General features: G+C 46.3%; 16 protein-coding genes. All 16 read right to left on the bottom strand.

Going from position 1 to position 17,666, the window contains the following annotated elements:
* Positions 1-13 precede the first annotated feature (13 nt).
* The 16 genes from MKX36_RS10420 to MKX36_RS10345 all read right to left on the bottom strand — a co-directional run bounded on the left by MKX36_RS10420 (position 14) and on the right by MKX36_RS10345 (position 17,599).
* Positions 14-1,930 carry a heparinase II/III-family protein gene (locus MKX36_RS10420; RefSeq protein ID WP_257126998.1) on the bottom strand — a complete coding sequence of 639 codons (1,917 nt, stop codon included), beginning with the start codon at positions 1,928-1,930 and terminating at the stop codon, positions 14-16.
* 201 nt (positions 1,931-2,131) lie between these two features.
* Positions 2,132-3,124, bottom strand: coding sequence for a cation diffusion facilitator family transporter (locus tag MKX36_RS10415; protein WP_016821124.1), 993 nt, complete (start codon positions 3,122-3,124; stop codon positions 2,132-2,134).
* Positions 3,125-3,354: 230 nt separating this feature from the next.
* Positions 3,355-3,624, bottom strand: coding sequence for a 30S ribosomal protein S14 (gene rpsN / locus MKX36_RS10410; protein WP_017428381.1), 270 nt, complete (start codon positions 3,622-3,624; stop codon positions 3,355-3,357).
* A 264-nt stretch (positions 3,625-3,888) separates the two neighbouring features.
* Positions 3,889-4,857: an ABC transporter ATP-binding protein gene (locus MKX36_RS10405; RefSeq protein ID WP_039277212.1), complete on the bottom strand. Its 969-nt coding sequence runs from the start codon at positions 4,855-4,857 to the stop codon at positions 3,889-3,891.
* Complete coding sequence (locus MKX36_RS10400; protein ID WP_340864609.1) at positions 4,850-5,833, bottom strand: ABC transporter ATP-binding protein; 984 nt, start codon at positions 5,831-5,833, stop codon at positions 4,850-4,852. The genes MKX36_RS10405 and MKX36_RS10400 overlap by 8 nt, the downstream gene beginning before the upstream one ends.
* 13 nt (positions 5,834-5,846) lie before the next feature.
* Positions 5,847-6,773, bottom strand: coding sequence for an oligopeptide ABC transporter permease (gene opp4C / locus MKX36_RS10395; RefSeq protein ID WP_025364732.1), 927 nt, complete (start codon positions 6,771-6,773; stop codon positions 5,847-5,849).
* Between the two features lie 15 nt (positions 6,774-6,788).
* Positions 6,789-7,742: an ABC transporter permease gene (locus tag MKX36_RS10390; protein ID WP_016821119.1), complete on the bottom strand. Its 954-nt coding sequence runs from the start codon at positions 7,740-7,742 to the stop codon at positions 6,789-6,791.
* 107 nt (positions 7,743-7,849) lie between these two features.
* Complete coding sequence (locus tag MKX36_RS10385; protein WP_039277208.1) at positions 7,850-9,574, bottom strand: ABC transporter substrate-binding protein; 1,725 nt, start codon at positions 9,572-9,574, stop codon at positions 7,850-7,852.
* Between the two features lie 219 nt (positions 9,575-9,793).
* Positions 9,794-10,708 carry a class I SAM-dependent methyltransferase gene (locus MKX36_RS10380; protein ID WP_017428376.1) on the bottom strand — a complete coding sequence of 305 codons (915 nt, stop codon included), beginning with the start codon at positions 10,706-10,708 and terminating at the stop codon, positions 9,794-9,796.
* Positions 10,709-10,835: 127 nt separating this feature from the next.
* Positions 10,836-11,774 carry an ArsR family transcriptional regulator gene (locus MKX36_RS10375; RefSeq protein WP_039277204.1) on the bottom strand — a complete coding sequence of 313 codons (939 nt, stop codon included), beginning with the start codon at positions 11,772-11,774 and terminating at the stop codon, positions 10,836-10,838.
* A 218-nt stretch (positions 11,775-11,992) separates the two neighbouring features.
* Positions 11,993-12,928 (bottom strand): hypothetical protein, encoded by a 936-nt coding sequence (locus MKX36_RS10370; RefSeq protein ID WP_039277202.1) that lies wholly within the window; start codon positions 12,926-12,928, stop codon positions 11,993-11,995.
* Between the two features lie 191 nt (positions 12,929-13,119).
* Positions 13,120-14,277, bottom strand: coding sequence for an amidohydrolase (locus tag MKX36_RS10365; RefSeq protein ID WP_340864608.1), 1,158 nt, complete (start codon positions 14,275-14,277; stop codon positions 13,120-13,122).
* A gap of 54 nt (positions 14,278-14,331) precedes the next feature.
* Entirely contained in the window at positions 14,332-15,348 is a 1,017-nt protein-coding gene (locus MKX36_RS10360) for an LLM class flavin-dependent oxidoreductase (protein WP_340864607.1), read from the bottom strand.
* 15 nt (positions 15,349-15,363) lie between these two features.
* On the bottom strand, positions 15,364-16,116 hold the full coding sequence (locus MKX36_RS10355) for an amino acid ABC transporter ATP-binding protein (RefSeq protein ID WP_222821745.1): 753 nt from the start codon (positions 16,114-16,116) through the stop codon (positions 15,364-15,366).
* Positions 16,113-16,823: an amino acid ABC transporter permease gene (locus MKX36_RS10350; protein ID WP_013370901.1), complete on the bottom strand. Its 711-nt coding sequence runs from the start codon at positions 16,821-16,823 to the stop codon at positions 16,113-16,115. Before MKX36_RS10350 ends, MKX36_RS10355 begins: the two co-directional genes overlap by 4 nt.
* Positions 16,820-17,599 (bottom strand): amino acid ABC transporter permease, encoded by a 780-nt coding sequence (locus MKX36_RS10345; protein ID WP_016821110.1) that lies wholly within the window; start codon positions 17,597-17,599, stop codon positions 16,820-16,822. The genes MKX36_RS10350 and MKX36_RS10345 overlap by 4 nt, the downstream gene beginning before the upstream one ends.
* Positions 17,600-17,666: the final 67 nt, after the last annotated feature.

The following is a 17,666-nucleotide window of genomic DNA, read 5'->3' as shown; positions in this document are numbered from 1 at the left end:
GTATGCCTCCCATTCAACATGAAGATTGATGTATGGTAAAAAATAGATTGCAATCGACACTTGCTGAGCCGTTCCAGCGATTGGAATCCAGTTGCAGTGATGTCTTATAAAATACAAAGGGCACTCCGTCATGATCTATATGCTTCACAGCCTCCAGCCTCTGCCTCAGCGCGCCAGCATCATAATTTAGCCTAACCACTGCATTCGTTCCTTTCCATTCCACGAAGCCTGCTCCTGTATTAGGCTGGATACAGCTGATCAAAAGCTCCTCCACATCCCACGGCTTCACGTTCATACTAGACGTTTCAAACTCAAAATGATCTGTGACAGTAAGCCTTGCTCCCTCGTTTCCCTCCAGTACACTCCAGGTAAAGGAACGGGTGAAAACAGCCATTTCATCAACAGCATAAGCAGATGTCAAGTCGAGCTTAAAGCTTGTGACTGTCTGTGCTCCCTCCTGCTCATCCATAGCAACATCCAGCACAACCGCCCTTGCCTTTGCTCCGGATTTCTGTGTGGTCCCATTGATGATAGGCACGGAATGGCCGCTGGAGGAAATATTGATAATCGACTCCCGTCCGGGCGAAAAATAGGCTTTCGTGTACAAGCCTGCTCCCAGATCACAGAGTAGATTTTCGCCGCCGCCATGAAGAATGAAATGTCCAAGATCATTATGATTGTGCGGCTCATTGTTATGCCCACCCTTGGCTGAAAAAGCAAGTACGGCATCTGAATGATCCTGCTGCCCCCCAGATCCATGATGACTAGATCTGAGGCTACGGCACATCAACCAGCCGAGTTGCGGCAAATAATCGATTACGGCTTCTCCGCATCCATACACCAAGGGGTTCGTCCAGACTAGGTTACGCAATACATGAGCCCAGCGGCGACACGGATCTTCTAACAAACCAGGTACGCGAAAAGGGAGTGTAGATGGACGTCCTTGCAAAAAATTCACATAGGAGATGAGTCCGGAAGGTAACCGTTCAGTTTCACTACTATCTGAATAATTAGCGAAAATACCGTCCGACAAATGGACCCGTTCTGCGAAGGCTGCGATTTGCCTTACCTTTTCCGAGTTCAAAATATCCACAGCTCCCTCGGTAAACTCACGCAGCATATCGGCAAAATATATAAAGTACCCAAAGCCATACACCCAATAACCTACGCCTTCGGGACATCCCCCGTCCTCTCTGTAGCCTGCCAAAAAACAATCCAGTGCGCCCAGCATACGCTCGATGGCTACCGCTTTGGAAAAGTCGTCTTTTGCCAGCAGCAATGCAGCAATTCCGCAACCCGAAGCGCATACTGCCGACCAGTTATGCTCTGCCGTTTCCCAATCATAATGATGAGGCTGCCAAAAAACAGGTTCCAGTACACGGCGCTCAACCTCTTTGTGCACCTGAACGACTACGTGATCAGCCAGCTTTTCTCCAAGCAGCAATAAAATTTCAACCAGCATTTGCGCTGTTTCGGACGCGAATAAATCCACCTGCTGCCAAGGCGGTGTTACAGTGTCCTCTTCGTTGACATGTGCAGGAAGCGCCCAAGTGTACTCGCTGCATATGTCCAGCAGTCCGCTTTCCACCTCTTTCATCTTCCGAGGCACCGGATCGGCAACAGCTGCCAGCACGATAGCAACTAGTCGTCCGCGCCGTTCGAAGTATACATCCTCATACGGCTTGCGCTCCCCTGTATTAGCAAATTGCCGGAACAGAGACAATGGTAGTTCAGGCCAAGGCGCTTCCCGAACATCATTGCAGATGCGTTCGATGTCCTTCCAAATCTCGGCGAATGCCGGTTTATCGACAGTTGCCCGTAGCCTTTGGGTCCAATTGCTCCTTAACCGTTGTCTTGCTGAACCCTGCACTCCGCCAGCCAGCGCGTTGACGAGCCGCGAAGCAGGCCAAGCCTCCTTCAGAAGACTCATTCGCATTTCCTCCCCATGAGAAGCATTCGTTTCACCCTCTTTTTGTTAACGCTTTCATTGTATCTAACAATCAGCCTAAATTCAAAGGGGTAGGAATACAATTGGAAAAATATAAAAGAACCTCCACGCCACGTTGTCGTGGTCATGAAGGTTCTTATTTACATTCTTAAGCTCCGTCCAGTTTCGCTTTGGTCCGTTTTTCTAAGCTTTAGGCTTCTCTTGTTTCCAGTTTCTAATCCCGTCATCCTCTAGAATCCCCAATGCGGCATCTGAAATATTAGGATCACGCAGCAGAGCATCCTCGACTCTAAATTTGATATCATCAGCATCGGCCAGCGTCATGCCCGAAGTAAGCTCAATTACCCCTTCGACGTGATAGTAACGCCCCTCCTGCAAAATACGCATTTGAGAAATATCGGTCACATGTGTATCTGCCAGGATAATGGAAGCCACACGTTCTTCGATATCGGGAGGTGCTGATACACCAATCAAGCCCACCATGTTGTCATAACCGACCCGGAACGCTACACCGACCATCAGACAGCCGATGAGAATACTCGAAATTCCGTCCAGCAACTTAAAATCTGTCAGCGATGTGACCACTACAGCTAGCAGGGCGAGTACCCCACCTGTCGTTGCAACCAAATCCTCATAGAATACCAAACGGGTTGGTGGCGCAGCACGTCCCACATGACGAAAGGCAGAAGTAAAAATACTTAGCCCCTTCGCTTCCACTCTGGATTCATGCAGCACTTCTTTCATCGCTTTGCTCCATACAAATCCGTCAACCGCCAATGACAAAACCAGCACCACTACATTAATCCAAAATCCTTGTGCAGATTCAGCCGGATGCTGTAGCAAATGAATTCCTTCCAATGCAGTTTCGTAGGCCATAATCGTTACGACAATAACAGCAACCATACAAAAAAGATTAATTACCCGTCCAAAGCCAGTAGGAAACCGTTTCGTAGGTTTTTTCTCTGCCAATACACTGCCCGCAAATACAAACATTTGGTTCACTGCATCCGCAATGGAATGCATCATCGTAGCAAACATAGAGCCACTGCCTGTCAAGGCAAAAGCAATCCCCTTAATCAGGGCAATGCCGGTATTACCCAACGCTGCCGAGCCTGAAGATTTATTTCCTTTTTTGACCATACTCCAAAAGGAGTCCTCTCTCTGTTTCACTTCCATCTTGTAGCTCCTCCTGAGGTATACATAATCTTACATATCCACATTATGTAATCGCTTGTTATGTATTATTTTTAACCCGTCCATATTCTACCTAACCAACTGAGGAGAATCAATACAAATGATAATATATTCCTTCGAAAAAGAATGCTCCACGCCACCCTACTGGCATGAAGCATTCTCGTTACAACCTGCTATCAGATAAACATACAAACAATTAATCGGTTTCTAAATTACCAGCTAGATTTCGTAATACCTGGAATTTGGCCTTTATGGGCCAGCTCGCGGAACGCAATTCGGGACAGCTTGAATTTGCGCAGGTATCCTCTCGGTCTGCCTGTCAGCTCGCAACGGTTTTTCAAGCGGGTTGGGGATGAGTCCCGAGGAAGCTTTTGCAAAGCTTCATAGTCCCCTTTTGCTTTTAATTCACGTCTCAAATCCGCATATTTCGCTACAATTTCCTGACGTTTCTTCTCTTTTACGATTTTCGACTTCTTGGCCATGTAAAGCTCCTCCTTGTTATATATGCCAATCATAAAGGTTCCCCATCGCGATCGCGGGACGGAAGGACACAAATGTGGACATGCTTTTGCGTTTTAATAGTAATAATTACGATTAATGTTTAATATACCTCTGCTTCAAGTAGATTGTCAACTCAAACATTTCAAAACACTATACAGCAAAAAGCCGTTGCTCTAGCAGAACCGTTTCATTGCGGTGAACGGTCTGCCGTGACAACGGCACAAAACTTGCTGAGTTAACTTCGTTCATTCAGCCAAATGGCAAGCCACCCAGTGATCTGGGCGAGCTTCACGATAGAATGGAATCTCTTGAGAACAGCGGTCGATTGCAAAGGGGCAGCGCGTATGAAACTTGCAGCCCGAAGGCGGATTCACCGGACTTGGAATATCCCCTTTGAGCAAAATACGTTCTCTTTTTAGCTTCGGCACTGGTATAGGCACAGCCGACAGCAACGCCTTCGTATACGGATGCAGCGGATTGCCGAATAACTCGTCACGCGAAGCTGTTTCGACCATAGAGCCTAGGTACATCACGCCAATACGAGAACATAAATGTTCAACTACGCTCAAATCGTGGGAGATGAACAAATATGTCAGACCCCGCTCGGCCTGCAATTTGGCAAAAAGGTTAATAATCTGCGCCTGTATGGACACATCCAGCGCCGACACCGGCTCATCAGCGATGATCAGATCCGGTTGAAGCGCCAGCGCGCGGGCAATGCCAATCCGTTGACGCTGACCTCCCGAAAATTCATGCGGGAAACGGTCGATATGATATTCCGACAATCCGCACAGCTTAAGTACGTCCAGCACGATCTGCCGGACCTCCTCTTTGGTAGCTATACCGTGGTCGAGCAGCGCCTCACCAATGGCATCTCCGATCCGTACACGCGGATTCAGCGAGCTGTACGGGTCTTGAAAGATCAGCTGAATTTTAGGACGAAGTTCCTGCATCCCTTTGGCCGACAAGCTGTGGAGATCCACCCCTTTGTATTTTACGGTACCATCTGTTTTATCCGTCAATCTGACAATTGTGCGGCCCACCGTGCTTTTACCGCTCCCCGATTCCCCCACCAGACCGAAGGTTTCACCCTGACGGATCGTAAAGCTTATATCGTCTACTGCCCGCACGTGCCCTGTAATACGATTCATAAAACCGGACTTCACCGGGAAGTATGTTTTTAAACGGTCTATTTCCAACAACGGCTCAGCCATGAACAACCGCCTCCTCATACAACCAGCAGGATGCTTTCTGCTGAGCTGAAACTTCTTTTAATGTAGGCTCCTTTACACGACAAATGTCCATGCAATGCCCGCAGCGGTCATGAAAATGACAGGAAGTCGTCAGCTCCAGTGGATTAGGTACCTGTCCGGGGATGGAATACAGCTCCTTTTGGCGCTGATTAAGCACCGGTTTGGACTTGAGCAACCCCTGTGTATAGGGATGCTTGGGGTGATTGAATAGCTGCACGACTTCTCCTTCCTCGACGATCTTGCCCGCATACATCACGATTACATAATCGGCCATCTCCGCAACAACACCCAGATCATGGGTGATTAGCATGAGCGACATATTGGATTGGGCTTTAAATTCACGCAGCATGTCGAGAATCTGTGCCTGAATTGTTACATCCAGTGCCGTGGTCGGCTCATCCGCAATAAGCAGCTTGGGTCCGCAAGAAACAGCAATAGCAATCATAATGCGCTGCAGCATCCCTCCACTCAGTTCATGGGGGTAGCTTTTTAAAATCTGCTCCGGTCGGGATATGCCGACCTGTTCAATCAGCTCTAGCGCCCGCTTGCGAGCTTGCTTTCGGCCCATCTTTAAGTGCTCAATCAGTGGCTCAGACAGTTGTTCACCAATGGTCATCACCGGATTTAATGAAGACATCGGCTCCTGAAAAATCATGGAGATTTCATGTCCGCGAATCGTGCGCATCTCATTTCTACTAAGCTCTAGCAGATCGGTTTCCTCAAAACGGATACTTCCACCTGCCACTTTACCACCGGGACTCTGAATCAGGTCCATGATCGACATGGCGGTAATACTTTTGCCGCAGCCCGATTCACCGACAATGCATACCGTCTCCCCCGGCTTCACGCGAAAGCTGATATCATCCACCGCTTTGACCGTTCCTTCTTCTGTATAAAAATGAGTGCTTAAATGTTCAATGGAAAGTAAATTGTCCATGGTGCATGATCACCTACCTCTTATGTTTCGGGTCGAGTACATCCCGCAGCCCGTCACCAAAAATATTAATAGCGATGACTGTTGCAAAAATAGACAGGCCTGGTGGTATCCACAACCAAGGTCGTTGCTGAAAATCCAGTACATTGTTGGCGGCATCAATCATATTGCCCCAAGTCGGTGTCGTGGGCAACACGCCAAGACCAAAGAAGCTGAGTACAGATTCACTCAGGATGGCTCCGCCAATGTTCAATGTAGCGATAACGATCAACAATGGCAAAATATTCGGCAGCAGATGCTTAAAAAGCTTTCGGCGATTCGATAGTCCTAGTACCGTCGCTGCCTGCATAAATTCACGTTCTCGCAAACTAAGCATCTGACCTCTCACCATCCGTGCAATCCCCGGCCAGTTGACCAGACTCAGCATCAACATGACGATATACATCCGTTGATCAGGCGGAACCTTCCAGTCAGATAACAGCGCACCCATAATAAATAGCAATGGCAAACTGGGTATAGTCAGCAGCAAATCGGCAATGCGCATAATGATTTGATCCGCAATTCCACGAAAATAGGCGGATATAACCCCCAGCGTTGCTCCTAAAAAGACAGACAACACCATAGAAGCCAAACCCACAGTAAGAGAAATTTGACCTGCCTGCATCACACGTGTCAGCACATCCCGTCCCAGCTTGTCTGTTCCTAGCCAGTGATGGATATTCGGCGCCTTGTTCATTATTAATATGTTCGTTTTGTTATCGGAATAAGGAGAAAATAACGGACCGATAAAACAGAGCAAAAACATAAATACCACGACGAGCAGCCCAGCCATAGCAAGCTTGTTTCTGAACAGCTGCCGGAGCGCTTGCTGCCACATTGAAGATTTGGCATTTAATCGCATTCTGCCGTTGCTCTTGCTCAAATTACTGCTCACGGATGACATTCCATAGCCTCCTTCTTACACTTTTACACGCGGGTCAGCAATGCGATACAAAATATCGGATAACAGCGTCCCGATCACGCTCAATATGGCAATCAGCATCGTGAAGCCCATCAGCAGCGGATAATCCCTAAGCGAAAAGGATAGCATGTACAGCTGACCGATCCCGGGCCAGTTAAAAATCTTTTCGATAATCAGAGATCCGCCAAACAACGCAGGCAATTCAAAGCCAACGAGCGTAATGGCAGGCAATAATGCATTTCTCAATGCGTGTGTAAAAAGCACCTTTCTTTCCTTTAAGCCCTTTGCACGAGCTGTGCGGATATAATCCTGCTGGATCACGTCGATCATATTGCTACGGAAGTAGCGGGTCAGCGAACCCAAACCCAGTAGTGTCATCACGATCACCGGCAAGGTCATATGCTGGAGAACCTCCTTCACATACTCCATGCCTGTAGCGTTACTGCCCGTATTGAGCATCCCGCCCGGTGGCAGCCATTTCAGATCGACCGCCGCAATTTTGATCAGATACAGTCCGATAAAAAAAGAGGGAACAGACATCGCGGCAAAAATCACCACCATGACCAGCGTATCGAACCATGAATACTGCTTGTAAGCAGCAACCACACCAATAATAACTGCAATCAGCCAGGTCAGGAAGGTGGATACAATGGCCAACAAGAATGAATTCCAGATATATTCATTAAATAAGGTTAGCACCGGTTTCTGTTGAGCGAGCGAATAGCCGAAATTACCATGCAGCGCATTGCCTAGCCAGTTTCCGTAGCGCTCAAGAATAGGCTTATTCAACCCGTAAATTTCCCTCAGCTCCGCTTTTCTCTCCGGCGACAGCTTCAGATTACCGCTAATGAAATCTCCCGGTGTCATGGCATACAGAAAAAAAATCATCATCGAAGCGGCCAACAAAATAATAATCATGTACGTCAGTCTTTTCGTTAAAAACGAGCTCATGACAGACTCCTTTCAATTCATGGTCGGGCTACTCATTACGCGTCCTCCATTTGGCAGACCCCTTGATCCGAACCTGAAGTTCTTCACAAGGGGCCCGCAAAGGTGGCTTATTTAAGGGACCACTCGAACAGATTACCAGACAAACCAATGAATGGGCTGACCTTTACATGTTCCATTCGACCATTGTAAGCATATACAGTCTTCTTGTAGTTGGTGAAAATAACGGGTAGTTCATCATTTAGCAGTACATATAATTCCTTATATATTTTCTTACGCTCTTCCATATTCGTCGTAGCCAAACCTTTTTCATAGAGCTCTTTGAGCTTCGGATTGTTATATCCCTTGATTTCACCATTGACGAACGGCTCGATTCCATCAGATGGGTCTGTCAGCATGGCTGTCGAGAAGGCGGCGAGATCATAATCTTTACCTTCTACTTTGGCGACCATTGCATTAAAGTCTGCAAAGATTTCCGGTTGCAAGTCAACGCCAATCGCTTTATAGTTTTCAGCCGCAAGCGCGATAAAGGTGTCTGTTTCTGGACGTTTGGAGGTCAGCAAGTGAATGGTCAGCTTCTGGCCGTTTTTCTCACGAATGCCATCACTGCCTTCTACCCAGCCCGCTTCATCCAGCAGCTTTTTCGCTTGCTCCGGGTCATAGTTGTATGGATTGATTCCATCGGTCGTGTATGACCAGAATATAGGAGAAGCTGGAATGTTGGCGACCGCCCCTGCTCCCTGTGCTGCGTCAACATAAATGCTTTTGCGATCCAATCCATAGGTCAACGCTTGACGAACCTTTTTATCCTTCAGCTTTTCATTTTCCAGATTGACTTGCAAATATCCATAGGTGCTCGGTGTATAAGGCAAAATATTCAAAAAGCCGAGTCCTTTCAGCTTGTCGATATTTTCTTGCGTTGCGGTAAAGGAAGCAAAATCGGTATCCCCTGTTTCGATGAATTGCCAAGCATCGCCTTCCGCTGTTTTATATATGAAGTGTTTCGTTTTCGGTTTGCCTTTAAAAAAGTGATCGTTTGCCTCCAGACGAACTTCTTGCCCTGGAATGAACTTTTCCAACTTATATGCCCCATTCCCCAGTGGGCTACCATGCAAATTTTTAAAATAATCCAGCTGTCCGAACTTATAATCCTTGCCGTAGTAAGCTTTGGACAATACATATTCACCGAGAATAGTCAGAGCCAGCGCGTTTGGCTTTTCCAATGTCACAGAAATAGTCTGTGGATCTATTACCTTAATTCCATCAATTTGTTGTGCCTTGCCTTCCGTATAGGCTTTGCCGCCTTTAATGTTCAGCTTTCGGATTTGGCTATCGCCCGGATAGGCTTTGTCATAGATTAACGTCCAGGTAAAAGCGACATCCTCTGCTGTCAAAGGTGAGCCATCGCTGAATTGGGTATTGGGAACCAGATGAAACGTATATGTTAAATTATCCTTGGAAATATCCCAGCTCTTCGCCAGATTGGGCAGCGGAAGTCCCTTCTCATCTACCGTAACCAGCGGAGTCCATAACTGCGAAATGACGTTGCCGTCATAGCCGCTTTGGTTAAAATACGGCGTGAATACTCCGGCCGGGTCAGTCAGGCCTACAATAATGGTGTCGTTTCTTTTTTTGGACACTTCCGGCAATTTGGACATATCAGAAGCCTTTACCAGACTTGTTAATGGCTGCGCTGTAGCAGTTGTCTGTGTGTCCCCATTATTTTGGGCAGTAGTATTGTTGTTGCTTTCCAATCCACCGTTAGAGCAAGCTGCCAGCAAGGTAGAGCTCGCCAGAAGTAGACTGCTAAGTAAAATAATACCCTTTTTCAACATAATCCCCCCGAGTTAAATGATTAAATTCCGATAGAACAAGTTGTGATTAAGAAGATAAACCTCATTATAGGAATTTATTAGGGTTCTGTAAAGGGAGAACTGCATTTTTTTATATAAAAACTCTGCTCATCAATATCTATCCAAATTCTTTTACAAATTAAATAAAACCTCTCAATCCCTAATAGTAGATTGAGAGGCTGTCTCTTATTTATTGTTATATTATTTTTTTATAGCATGGATATAATGAATCGTTTCGAATGCGGACAAATAATCTGCCCTCTCACCAAAGAAAAGGCTATTTATTGTATCCGGGGATAGATGTTCATAAATTAGTAAATCTGAAGCTTCTAACATTCCCTCAATTTCATCATAAGCAAAGCATGATTTCATGGGTTCTCCACTTACTGAAGCCATTTTTACCATATTTTCAACTCGATTAGACATGCCTTTCTCTTTAAAAAGGTTTTCATCTGCATAGTCAAAAACGATCGAACTCCCCGATGGGACCTTGGTAAACAAATGATTTATTAATCTTGAAATTTCCTCCTTAGTTAAATAATAAGAAACACCCAGAAGGCTAAAGAATGTTTTTTTATTAGCAAACCCTTCATCCAATAGATTGGAATACGAAAATGGATGGGCAAAGTCCATAGAAACCAGATGAAGATTGCTCGGTATTTTTAAATTTGCATGAGCTAACCTTTTCTTTTTAGATTCCTGTGTTGCTGGATGATCCATTTCAAATATTTCTAAGCTATTTTTCAATTCTGGATGTCGGAAACAAAACGTATCTAACCCGGCCCCTAGTATGACATACTGCTGTAATCCTAACCTAACTTCATTAAGTAATACTTTTTCACAATATGCAGCACGTGCTAAGGTCGTTGGAGAAAGTTGAACTTGTGTAATCCATTTTAAAATTTCATCCGGATCATCTTGGAACCTTTGCGCAATATCTTTATTGAAAAACGCTATTCCTTTAATCATATTCTCTCTGATATCTGAAAACTCATTTTGGGAAATTAAATCTTTAGCCATAAAATCATCAAAAATTTTGGGTGTGTCATGTTGACTATGATATGCTCGGCCAAAAGCTGATATTAAGGAAGTTAAACTAGACTCATTTGGCTTCATACATTGATCCTCCCATAAAAACAAAAATAAGATTCCCCTGGCCAGGAGAACCTTATTATAATATCAATATAATTAATTGTAAATTATAGCACAAATAAATAATTTTGTCAATGATTAATATTGCGACCTACCTTCGCTCCATATAACCAAGGATACTCCCATGCATCTCATCCACAGCCGTAAGCCGTGCACTGTAGCCAAGCAATGTTTCGCCATCAAAATGTGCATGAATAAAGCCAGCGGCACGGAGCTTAAATATATGATCATGCGTGATTCCCTTGGATAGCTGGAGATGACGGACAATCTCAATGAAGGTTCGCGGGGACTGGCTTTGGTACAAATATTTTAAAATCTTGAGCCTGCTCTTCTCCCCTAAACTTCGAATCATTCGGTATTCCTGTGGTGATAAAAAATCATCCTCCTGAACATATACTCCTGCGGAATAATGACATAACAAAAGTGACCCAAATCGATAAATAATATTCATCGGCTGAAAATGATATTGCGGTACCAGCAACACCTGCGTCAGTCCAGCGGAAGGCTCGAATCGGAAGCCATTAGTTATACGATCCACCCGCTCCATAGAGCTATATGCGTTCTCCTCCCGTTTTCTGCATTCAGCTTCCAGTTCCAGGCCGCTAAGGATACTTGTATCCACGTGACGAAAATACTCCTCGTTCCAGCCGGATAGCAGTTGCAAAGCAAGTTTACGGAGGTTCTCCATGTCGTCAGACAGCGGAATCCCATAGGCTGATGCCTGTTGCTTTAGTTCCTGTAAAGACTGGCTTTCCAAACGATCCACGACCTCTTCAACGCCCCCCTGATCAGAAAGCATACATACAAGTCCATAAATAATTTTCCAGTCTGCATTGATTTCCATGGACTCCAGTAACGCGGACAGCCTCGGAGACAGCGTTCCACGCACTTGGTCCGCCCATCTGGATGCTATTAAATCTGTCTTCTTATACGCTTTACGACAAATAAAAGTGTGTAAGCTGCTGAGCAGTTCAAACACTGGTCCATATGCTACATGTACATCATAAGGAGCATTCACGTCGTGACTCATCGCTTTCTGTCCTCTTTTCTTTCATATCTGATGTCCATTATACATACTATCGTACATCCGTTCATTCTTAGTGATTCATTCATACGAAAATGAAGGCACAATACTGATGCAAAGCCAAAGTCAGTCCCATCCGAGTCAAACTGTTTATCTATAAAATAAAAAAGGTTGTCTCCCACCAAAAATCGCAGGAGACAACCTTTGAATACATACATTTTCTTTTAACGGGTGGGAAAACGAGAGGTGTCTTTCTTGACCTGGCTCCAGGTATAACGCAACATCCAGGTATCCCACTCTGTAATTTTAGGAGAATTTCCGGCCCACATAATCGTAGGCACAGGGAACCCGCCAGGTGGACGCTCGTGCTCTTCATAGAAATCAGGCAAGCCGAATCCATGCCCCATCTCATGCTCTGTGATCTGAACTTCATCCGAATTCAAGGTGCTCAGGATATAATCATCAGGCATACGTTGTCCCCAGTCACCACCGGCTCCACCCTGAAAATTAGACGTTCCCCATAAGTACATATCAAATCGCTTGTCCAGTCCCCCCGGATACGTATAGTTAGGGTCCATAAAATGTTCAAATCTCGACAGTGCATTAGGAGCAACCGGAAGTTTTGCCGGAATATTGGGGTCTGTTTTACTTAAGTCATCGGTAATCGTATCCGTGTAAACGATTTCATTCGATTGTTTGTTAAGAATCTGCGACGGATTTGCAACGGCCCAGCCTACTATTTTTACAGTAATATAATCATACGGCCAGCCGTCATATCCTTTTAGCTGCTTATTCCAGTTATTTATTTGGCGACTTAGCATGGAAGCCATATCTTTACGCTGCTGAAGAGTGATATTTTTAGAGGATTGCCAGCGCACTACATAATTTATCGTTCCTTTTCCCGCATAAATTTGATCAAAAATCAAATTTTTACGGTTGGTCGAGCCTTCTTTGACTATCCTATTCTTCCAAACCCATTCTACCGAAGGCTTAAATTTGGTAGGTAAGTCAGCGGCAGCCAAGCTATTACTCGTTATTTCTATATTCGAGGTGCTTTCATAATCTGAGGCTGCTGAACCGACATTAGCTCCGCCAACCAGTAAAGAAGCAGCCATTACCAATGAAAAAGAAGCCATGATCATTCCTTTTTTCTTCGGCATTTTTTCAACCTCCGTACCTGTTATTTTTACGAGCACATTCAAAATAACAAACGTTTATCTCTCACCTACACCCACTCTCAATTTTGAATTAAATAACCATTTTATATTATCATTGGAATAATATACCGTCAAACAAAAAGATCCCCTCTTCATAGAGAGGGGATCAGCATCCATAGAGTAGCGTTGTGTTCCTACTCTATGGATTTCAACGCCGATTCAGCCAGTGAAGCTAGCAACTTCGCTGTTCCCGGTAGCGCGCGTTCGTCCAGATCAAAGGCAGGATGATGCCATTCCTGGCTTCCCGCAGTACCGACAAAGACAAACACACCTGGGACGTTCTTCTGATAAAATCCAAAGTCCTCGCTTGCCGAGGAAGGTATGGGACGAACGACCTCCAGACCAACCGCTTCGGCCGCCTGCACCGCGATTACAGCCAACTTACCGTCGTTCAGTACAGGTGGCGGACCCTCGATCCAGCGAATGGTCGCTTTCGTGCCAAAAGCATCGGCTACGCCCTTGACGACCTGCTCGAAGCGTTCAGCCACCTGGGCTCGAACATTCTCGTCAAATGTGCGGATGGTTCCGTCCAAATGAGCGCGGTCTGGGATGATGTTCCAAGCATTGCCACTGTGCAGCTTCGTGACACTGATGACCGCGCTATCGAGCGGGTTAACGCTCCTGCTCACAATCGATTGCAGCGCCGTAATGATATGCGAGGATACCACAATGGGGTCAATCCCTGCATGCGGAACTGCCGCATGTGTGCTCTGACCCTCCACCTCAATGTAAAATCCGTCTGCCGCTGCCATTAGCGGTCCTTCTTTGATACCGACCGTGCCTACGGGCAGGTCTGGTTTGTTATGCAGGCCGAAGATGGCCTGCACCCCTGCCAGCGCACCGCTGTCCAGCACTTGGGCAGCGCCTTTGGCTTTCTCCTCGGCTGGCTGGAACACCAGTCGAACCGTACCCTTCAGCTTTTGCTCCCGCTGCTTCAGCAATGCGGCTGCACCTAACAGGGATGCCGTATGAAAATCATGCCCACAGGCATGCATCTTGCCAGGATGTAGCGAAGCATAGGGCATTCCCGTCTCCTCCTGGATGGGCAGTGCATCAATGTCTGCACGAAGCGCAACCGTTGGACCTTCCTGCTGTCCGCCGATTTCCGCTACCAATCCGGTACGCAGCGGCACATCCAAAATCGTTATATCCTGTTCTTTGAGCAGGCGGCGAATATAGGCGGTAGTTTCAACCTCCTCGTTAGACAGCTCGGGATAACGGTGCAGATGACGGCGAACCTCCACCAATTTCTGCTCCAAAACCTGCTCCTTCGTCCCGGTTGATCCACTCATCCCTATTCCTCCTTCGTGAATCCATATTGGTTACAATTTTTATGTCAATAGTATCTAGGACTGCACAGGCAACCCGGCAAAAGCTTCATGCAACAACTCGAATGAGCGCACACGCTTTTCGATATCCCGTATGCCTGTCGTCACGATCAGCTCATCTGCCTGATACTTCGCTTGTATTTCCGTCAGCGCAGTATAAATTTCATCTTTATTTCCTTTGTTAATTTGTGCTTGTGTGACTTCAATTGTATATTTTTCACCCGATTGCTTACCGAATTCCTCTGCACTTTCCAGCGCACCCACCGTAGCCGTTTTGCCACTGGCCAGGTGAATCTTGTACAGCTTCTGCTCACCTGCCAACTCCGCTGCTTCTTCGGAAGTGTCTGCCACAATAACCGATAGCGCAAAAAGTGCCTTCGGCTCACGTCCATAACTGTAATCGAAAGACTCCCGATACGTACGGAATGAATCCAGTGCAACCTGCTCACTACTATTAATAAATTGCGAAAAAACATAGGGTAACCCCAAACGTGCAGCAATTCCAGCACTGTCTGTACTTGTACCCAAAACATAAATCTCTGCTGGGATTTCCGGAATCGGATTCGCCTGTAATCCGGCCAGCGGTCCTTCTTCAGGCGGGATATTATGAATATAGCGACTTACTTCATCAATTTTCTCTTCGAGAGAAGGCGCATCATGCACGTTGCGTTGTAACGCCTGTGTAGATTTCGGCAACCCGCCTGGCGCACGTCCGATGCCCAAATCTACACGCCCCGGTGCAAGAGAAGCTAGCACATTAAAGTTTTCAGCCACTTTATATGGGCTGTAATGCTGAAGCATCACCCCACCAGACCCGATTGTAATACGCTCGGTGCGTGCCAACAAATGGGAAATGAGTACCTCTGGCGATGAGCCAGCAACCTGCTCGGAATCATGATGCTCTGATACCCAAAAGCGCGTGAATCCCAATTCTTCTACACGCTGCGCCAGCTTAATCGTGTTACGAAGGGCCTGTGCCGCCGTTTCACCCTCGTGTATAGGGCTTTGATCCAATACTCCGATTTCAATGCTCATGTCTCCCTCTCCCGTCTAAATGGAATAGTTATATTCTGGTGTAATTCGTTTCAGGAATTGTTGGGTACGCTCCTCTCTGGGGTGGTTAAAAATGGCGTCTGGTGTGCCCTCCTCGATAATATGACCGCCATCCATAAATACCACATGGTTTGAAACATCGCGCGCAAAGCCCATTTCATGTGTCACGACAATCATGGTTATGCCTTCCTTCGCAATCTTACGGATTACCGACAGCACCTCACCCACCAGCTCAGGGTCCAGCGCCGAAGTCGGCTCGTCGAATAAAATCACCTCCGGGTTCAGCGCCAAAGCACGCGCTATGCCGACACGCTGCTGCTGCCCACCGGATAGCTGGCTCGGATAATGATTCAGTTTTTCGCCGAGGCCAACCTTTTCCAGCACTTCAACACTGATTTTTTTCGCTTCCTCCTGCTTAACCTTGCGGACAACAACAAGTCCCTCCATGACATTTTCCAGCGCGGTTTTATGCTTGAACAAATTATATTGCTGGAAGACCATAGCCGTCTTTTTACGCAAGGCCACAACATCCTTCTTCGCAGGTCGCTTGCAATTCACGGTAAAATCTCCAATGCTGACTTCTCCGTCATTCGGCTTTTCTAGATAATTAATGCAGCGTAGCAAGGTTGTTTTTCCTGAACCGCTCGGGCCTAAAATAACGACGACCTCGCCTTTGTTCACGGTCAAATCAATGCCTTTGAGCACTTCATGTTTGCCGAACGACTTCGTTATATTTTGCAGACGGATCATGATGCTCGACCTCCATTAAACACATTAATTTTTTTCTCCACCAAGCCGGATATTCGTTCAATCAATACCGTCAAGCCCCAAAATAGCAGTGCTGCCGCAATATATACCTCTAAATATTTCCAGTTGGTAGATGCCAGAATTTCAGCCTGTGCCTGGATTTCTGTGACCGAAACCGTGAAGGCCAAGGTAGAGCCATGCAGCATCCCAATAACAGAATTCGTCAGGTTCGGCAAACTCACCACGAACGCCTGCGGAAATACGATGCGTCTCAATACTTGCCATGTCGTCATACCGACCGCATAAGCCGCCTCAATCTGCCCCTTGTTGACCGACTGGATTCCGGAACGGACGACCTCAGACATATAAGCGCCACTGGTAATGGAAAACGAAATGAGTGCAAATACCATATAAGGTACGTCTTTGGATTGCAGTGACCATCCGAAATGCTTCGCTCCTGCGTCAATCAACAAGGGCAAACTGAAATAAATAAGCAGCAGATGCATCAGCATCGGTGTACCTCGTATAAAAGTAACGTAACCGTGAGAGATTTGCGACAGCACAGGAACGTTATAAATTCGCGCCAACGCCGTTATAATCCCGATGACCAACCCTGCCAGCACGGAAACCACTGTAATGATTAAAGTGTTGGGCAACGCCGAGAACAATCCCAAAAAGGCGGTGTATACAAATCCAAAGTCCAGACTCATATGCCTTTACCTCCTTTACTCAGACGAGGACTTCTCAGGTAACGCACCACAAAACCTTTTCGTTTTGCGGGCTCTTTCTGTACTGAATCTCTATGCTCATGCCGGAGAAGCGTATTTTCCAGCACCTTGAATAATTTTTGTACAATCAGACTGATCACCAGATAGATAAGAGACAACGCGATATACGTTTCAACAAAATGCTGGGTAGCCGAGCCTAATGTTTGCGATTTTCCTGTCATCTCCATCGCACCGATGGTAAACGCCAGCGAAGTATCCTTCAAATTACCAATGACCAGATTGGAAAATACGGGAACCACCACAGCCAGCGCTTGTGGCAAGATGATACGTGTAAAAGCCTGATAGCCTGACATGCCGACTGACTGTGCAGCCTCGATTTGTCCCCGATCTACAGCTCCTACACCAGACCTGATAATTTCAGAAATAAAGGCTCCACTGTTGAGCGCATAGGTCGCTACAGCAAACCACAGCACATCCCATCTGGAGGAATTGATATCCACCAGCTTTAGTAGCTCTGGCAGGCCGTAATACACCAGAAACAATTGAATTAGAATAGGGGTTCCACGGAAAAAAGAAACATACACCTGAGAAACACGTTTGAGAAATGGAATGTTATACATGCGAGGCAGCGCAACCAACAGACCAATGATCAGTCCCAACACAAGCGAGCTTGCCACAATAAACAAGGTGATGTGCAAATAGGACAGCATTTTCGGGATAAAGCTAAAAACATAATCAATATTGAACTCTCTGCTCATATGCCTGCCTCCTTTCTATACATCAGCGGTCAGAATACATAAAGTACCCTGACCGCTGAAATGTCCA

The sequence above is a fragment of the Paenibacillus sp. FSL W8-0439 genome, assembly GCF_038008995.1.
In the GTDB taxonomy this organism is placed as follows: domain Bacteria; phylum Bacillota; class Bacilli; order Paenibacillales; family Paenibacillaceae; genus Paenibacillus; species Paenibacillus polymyxa.
Note: the sequence above shows the minus strand (reverse complement) of the source record. Positions and strands in the feature narration are given on the sequence as shown.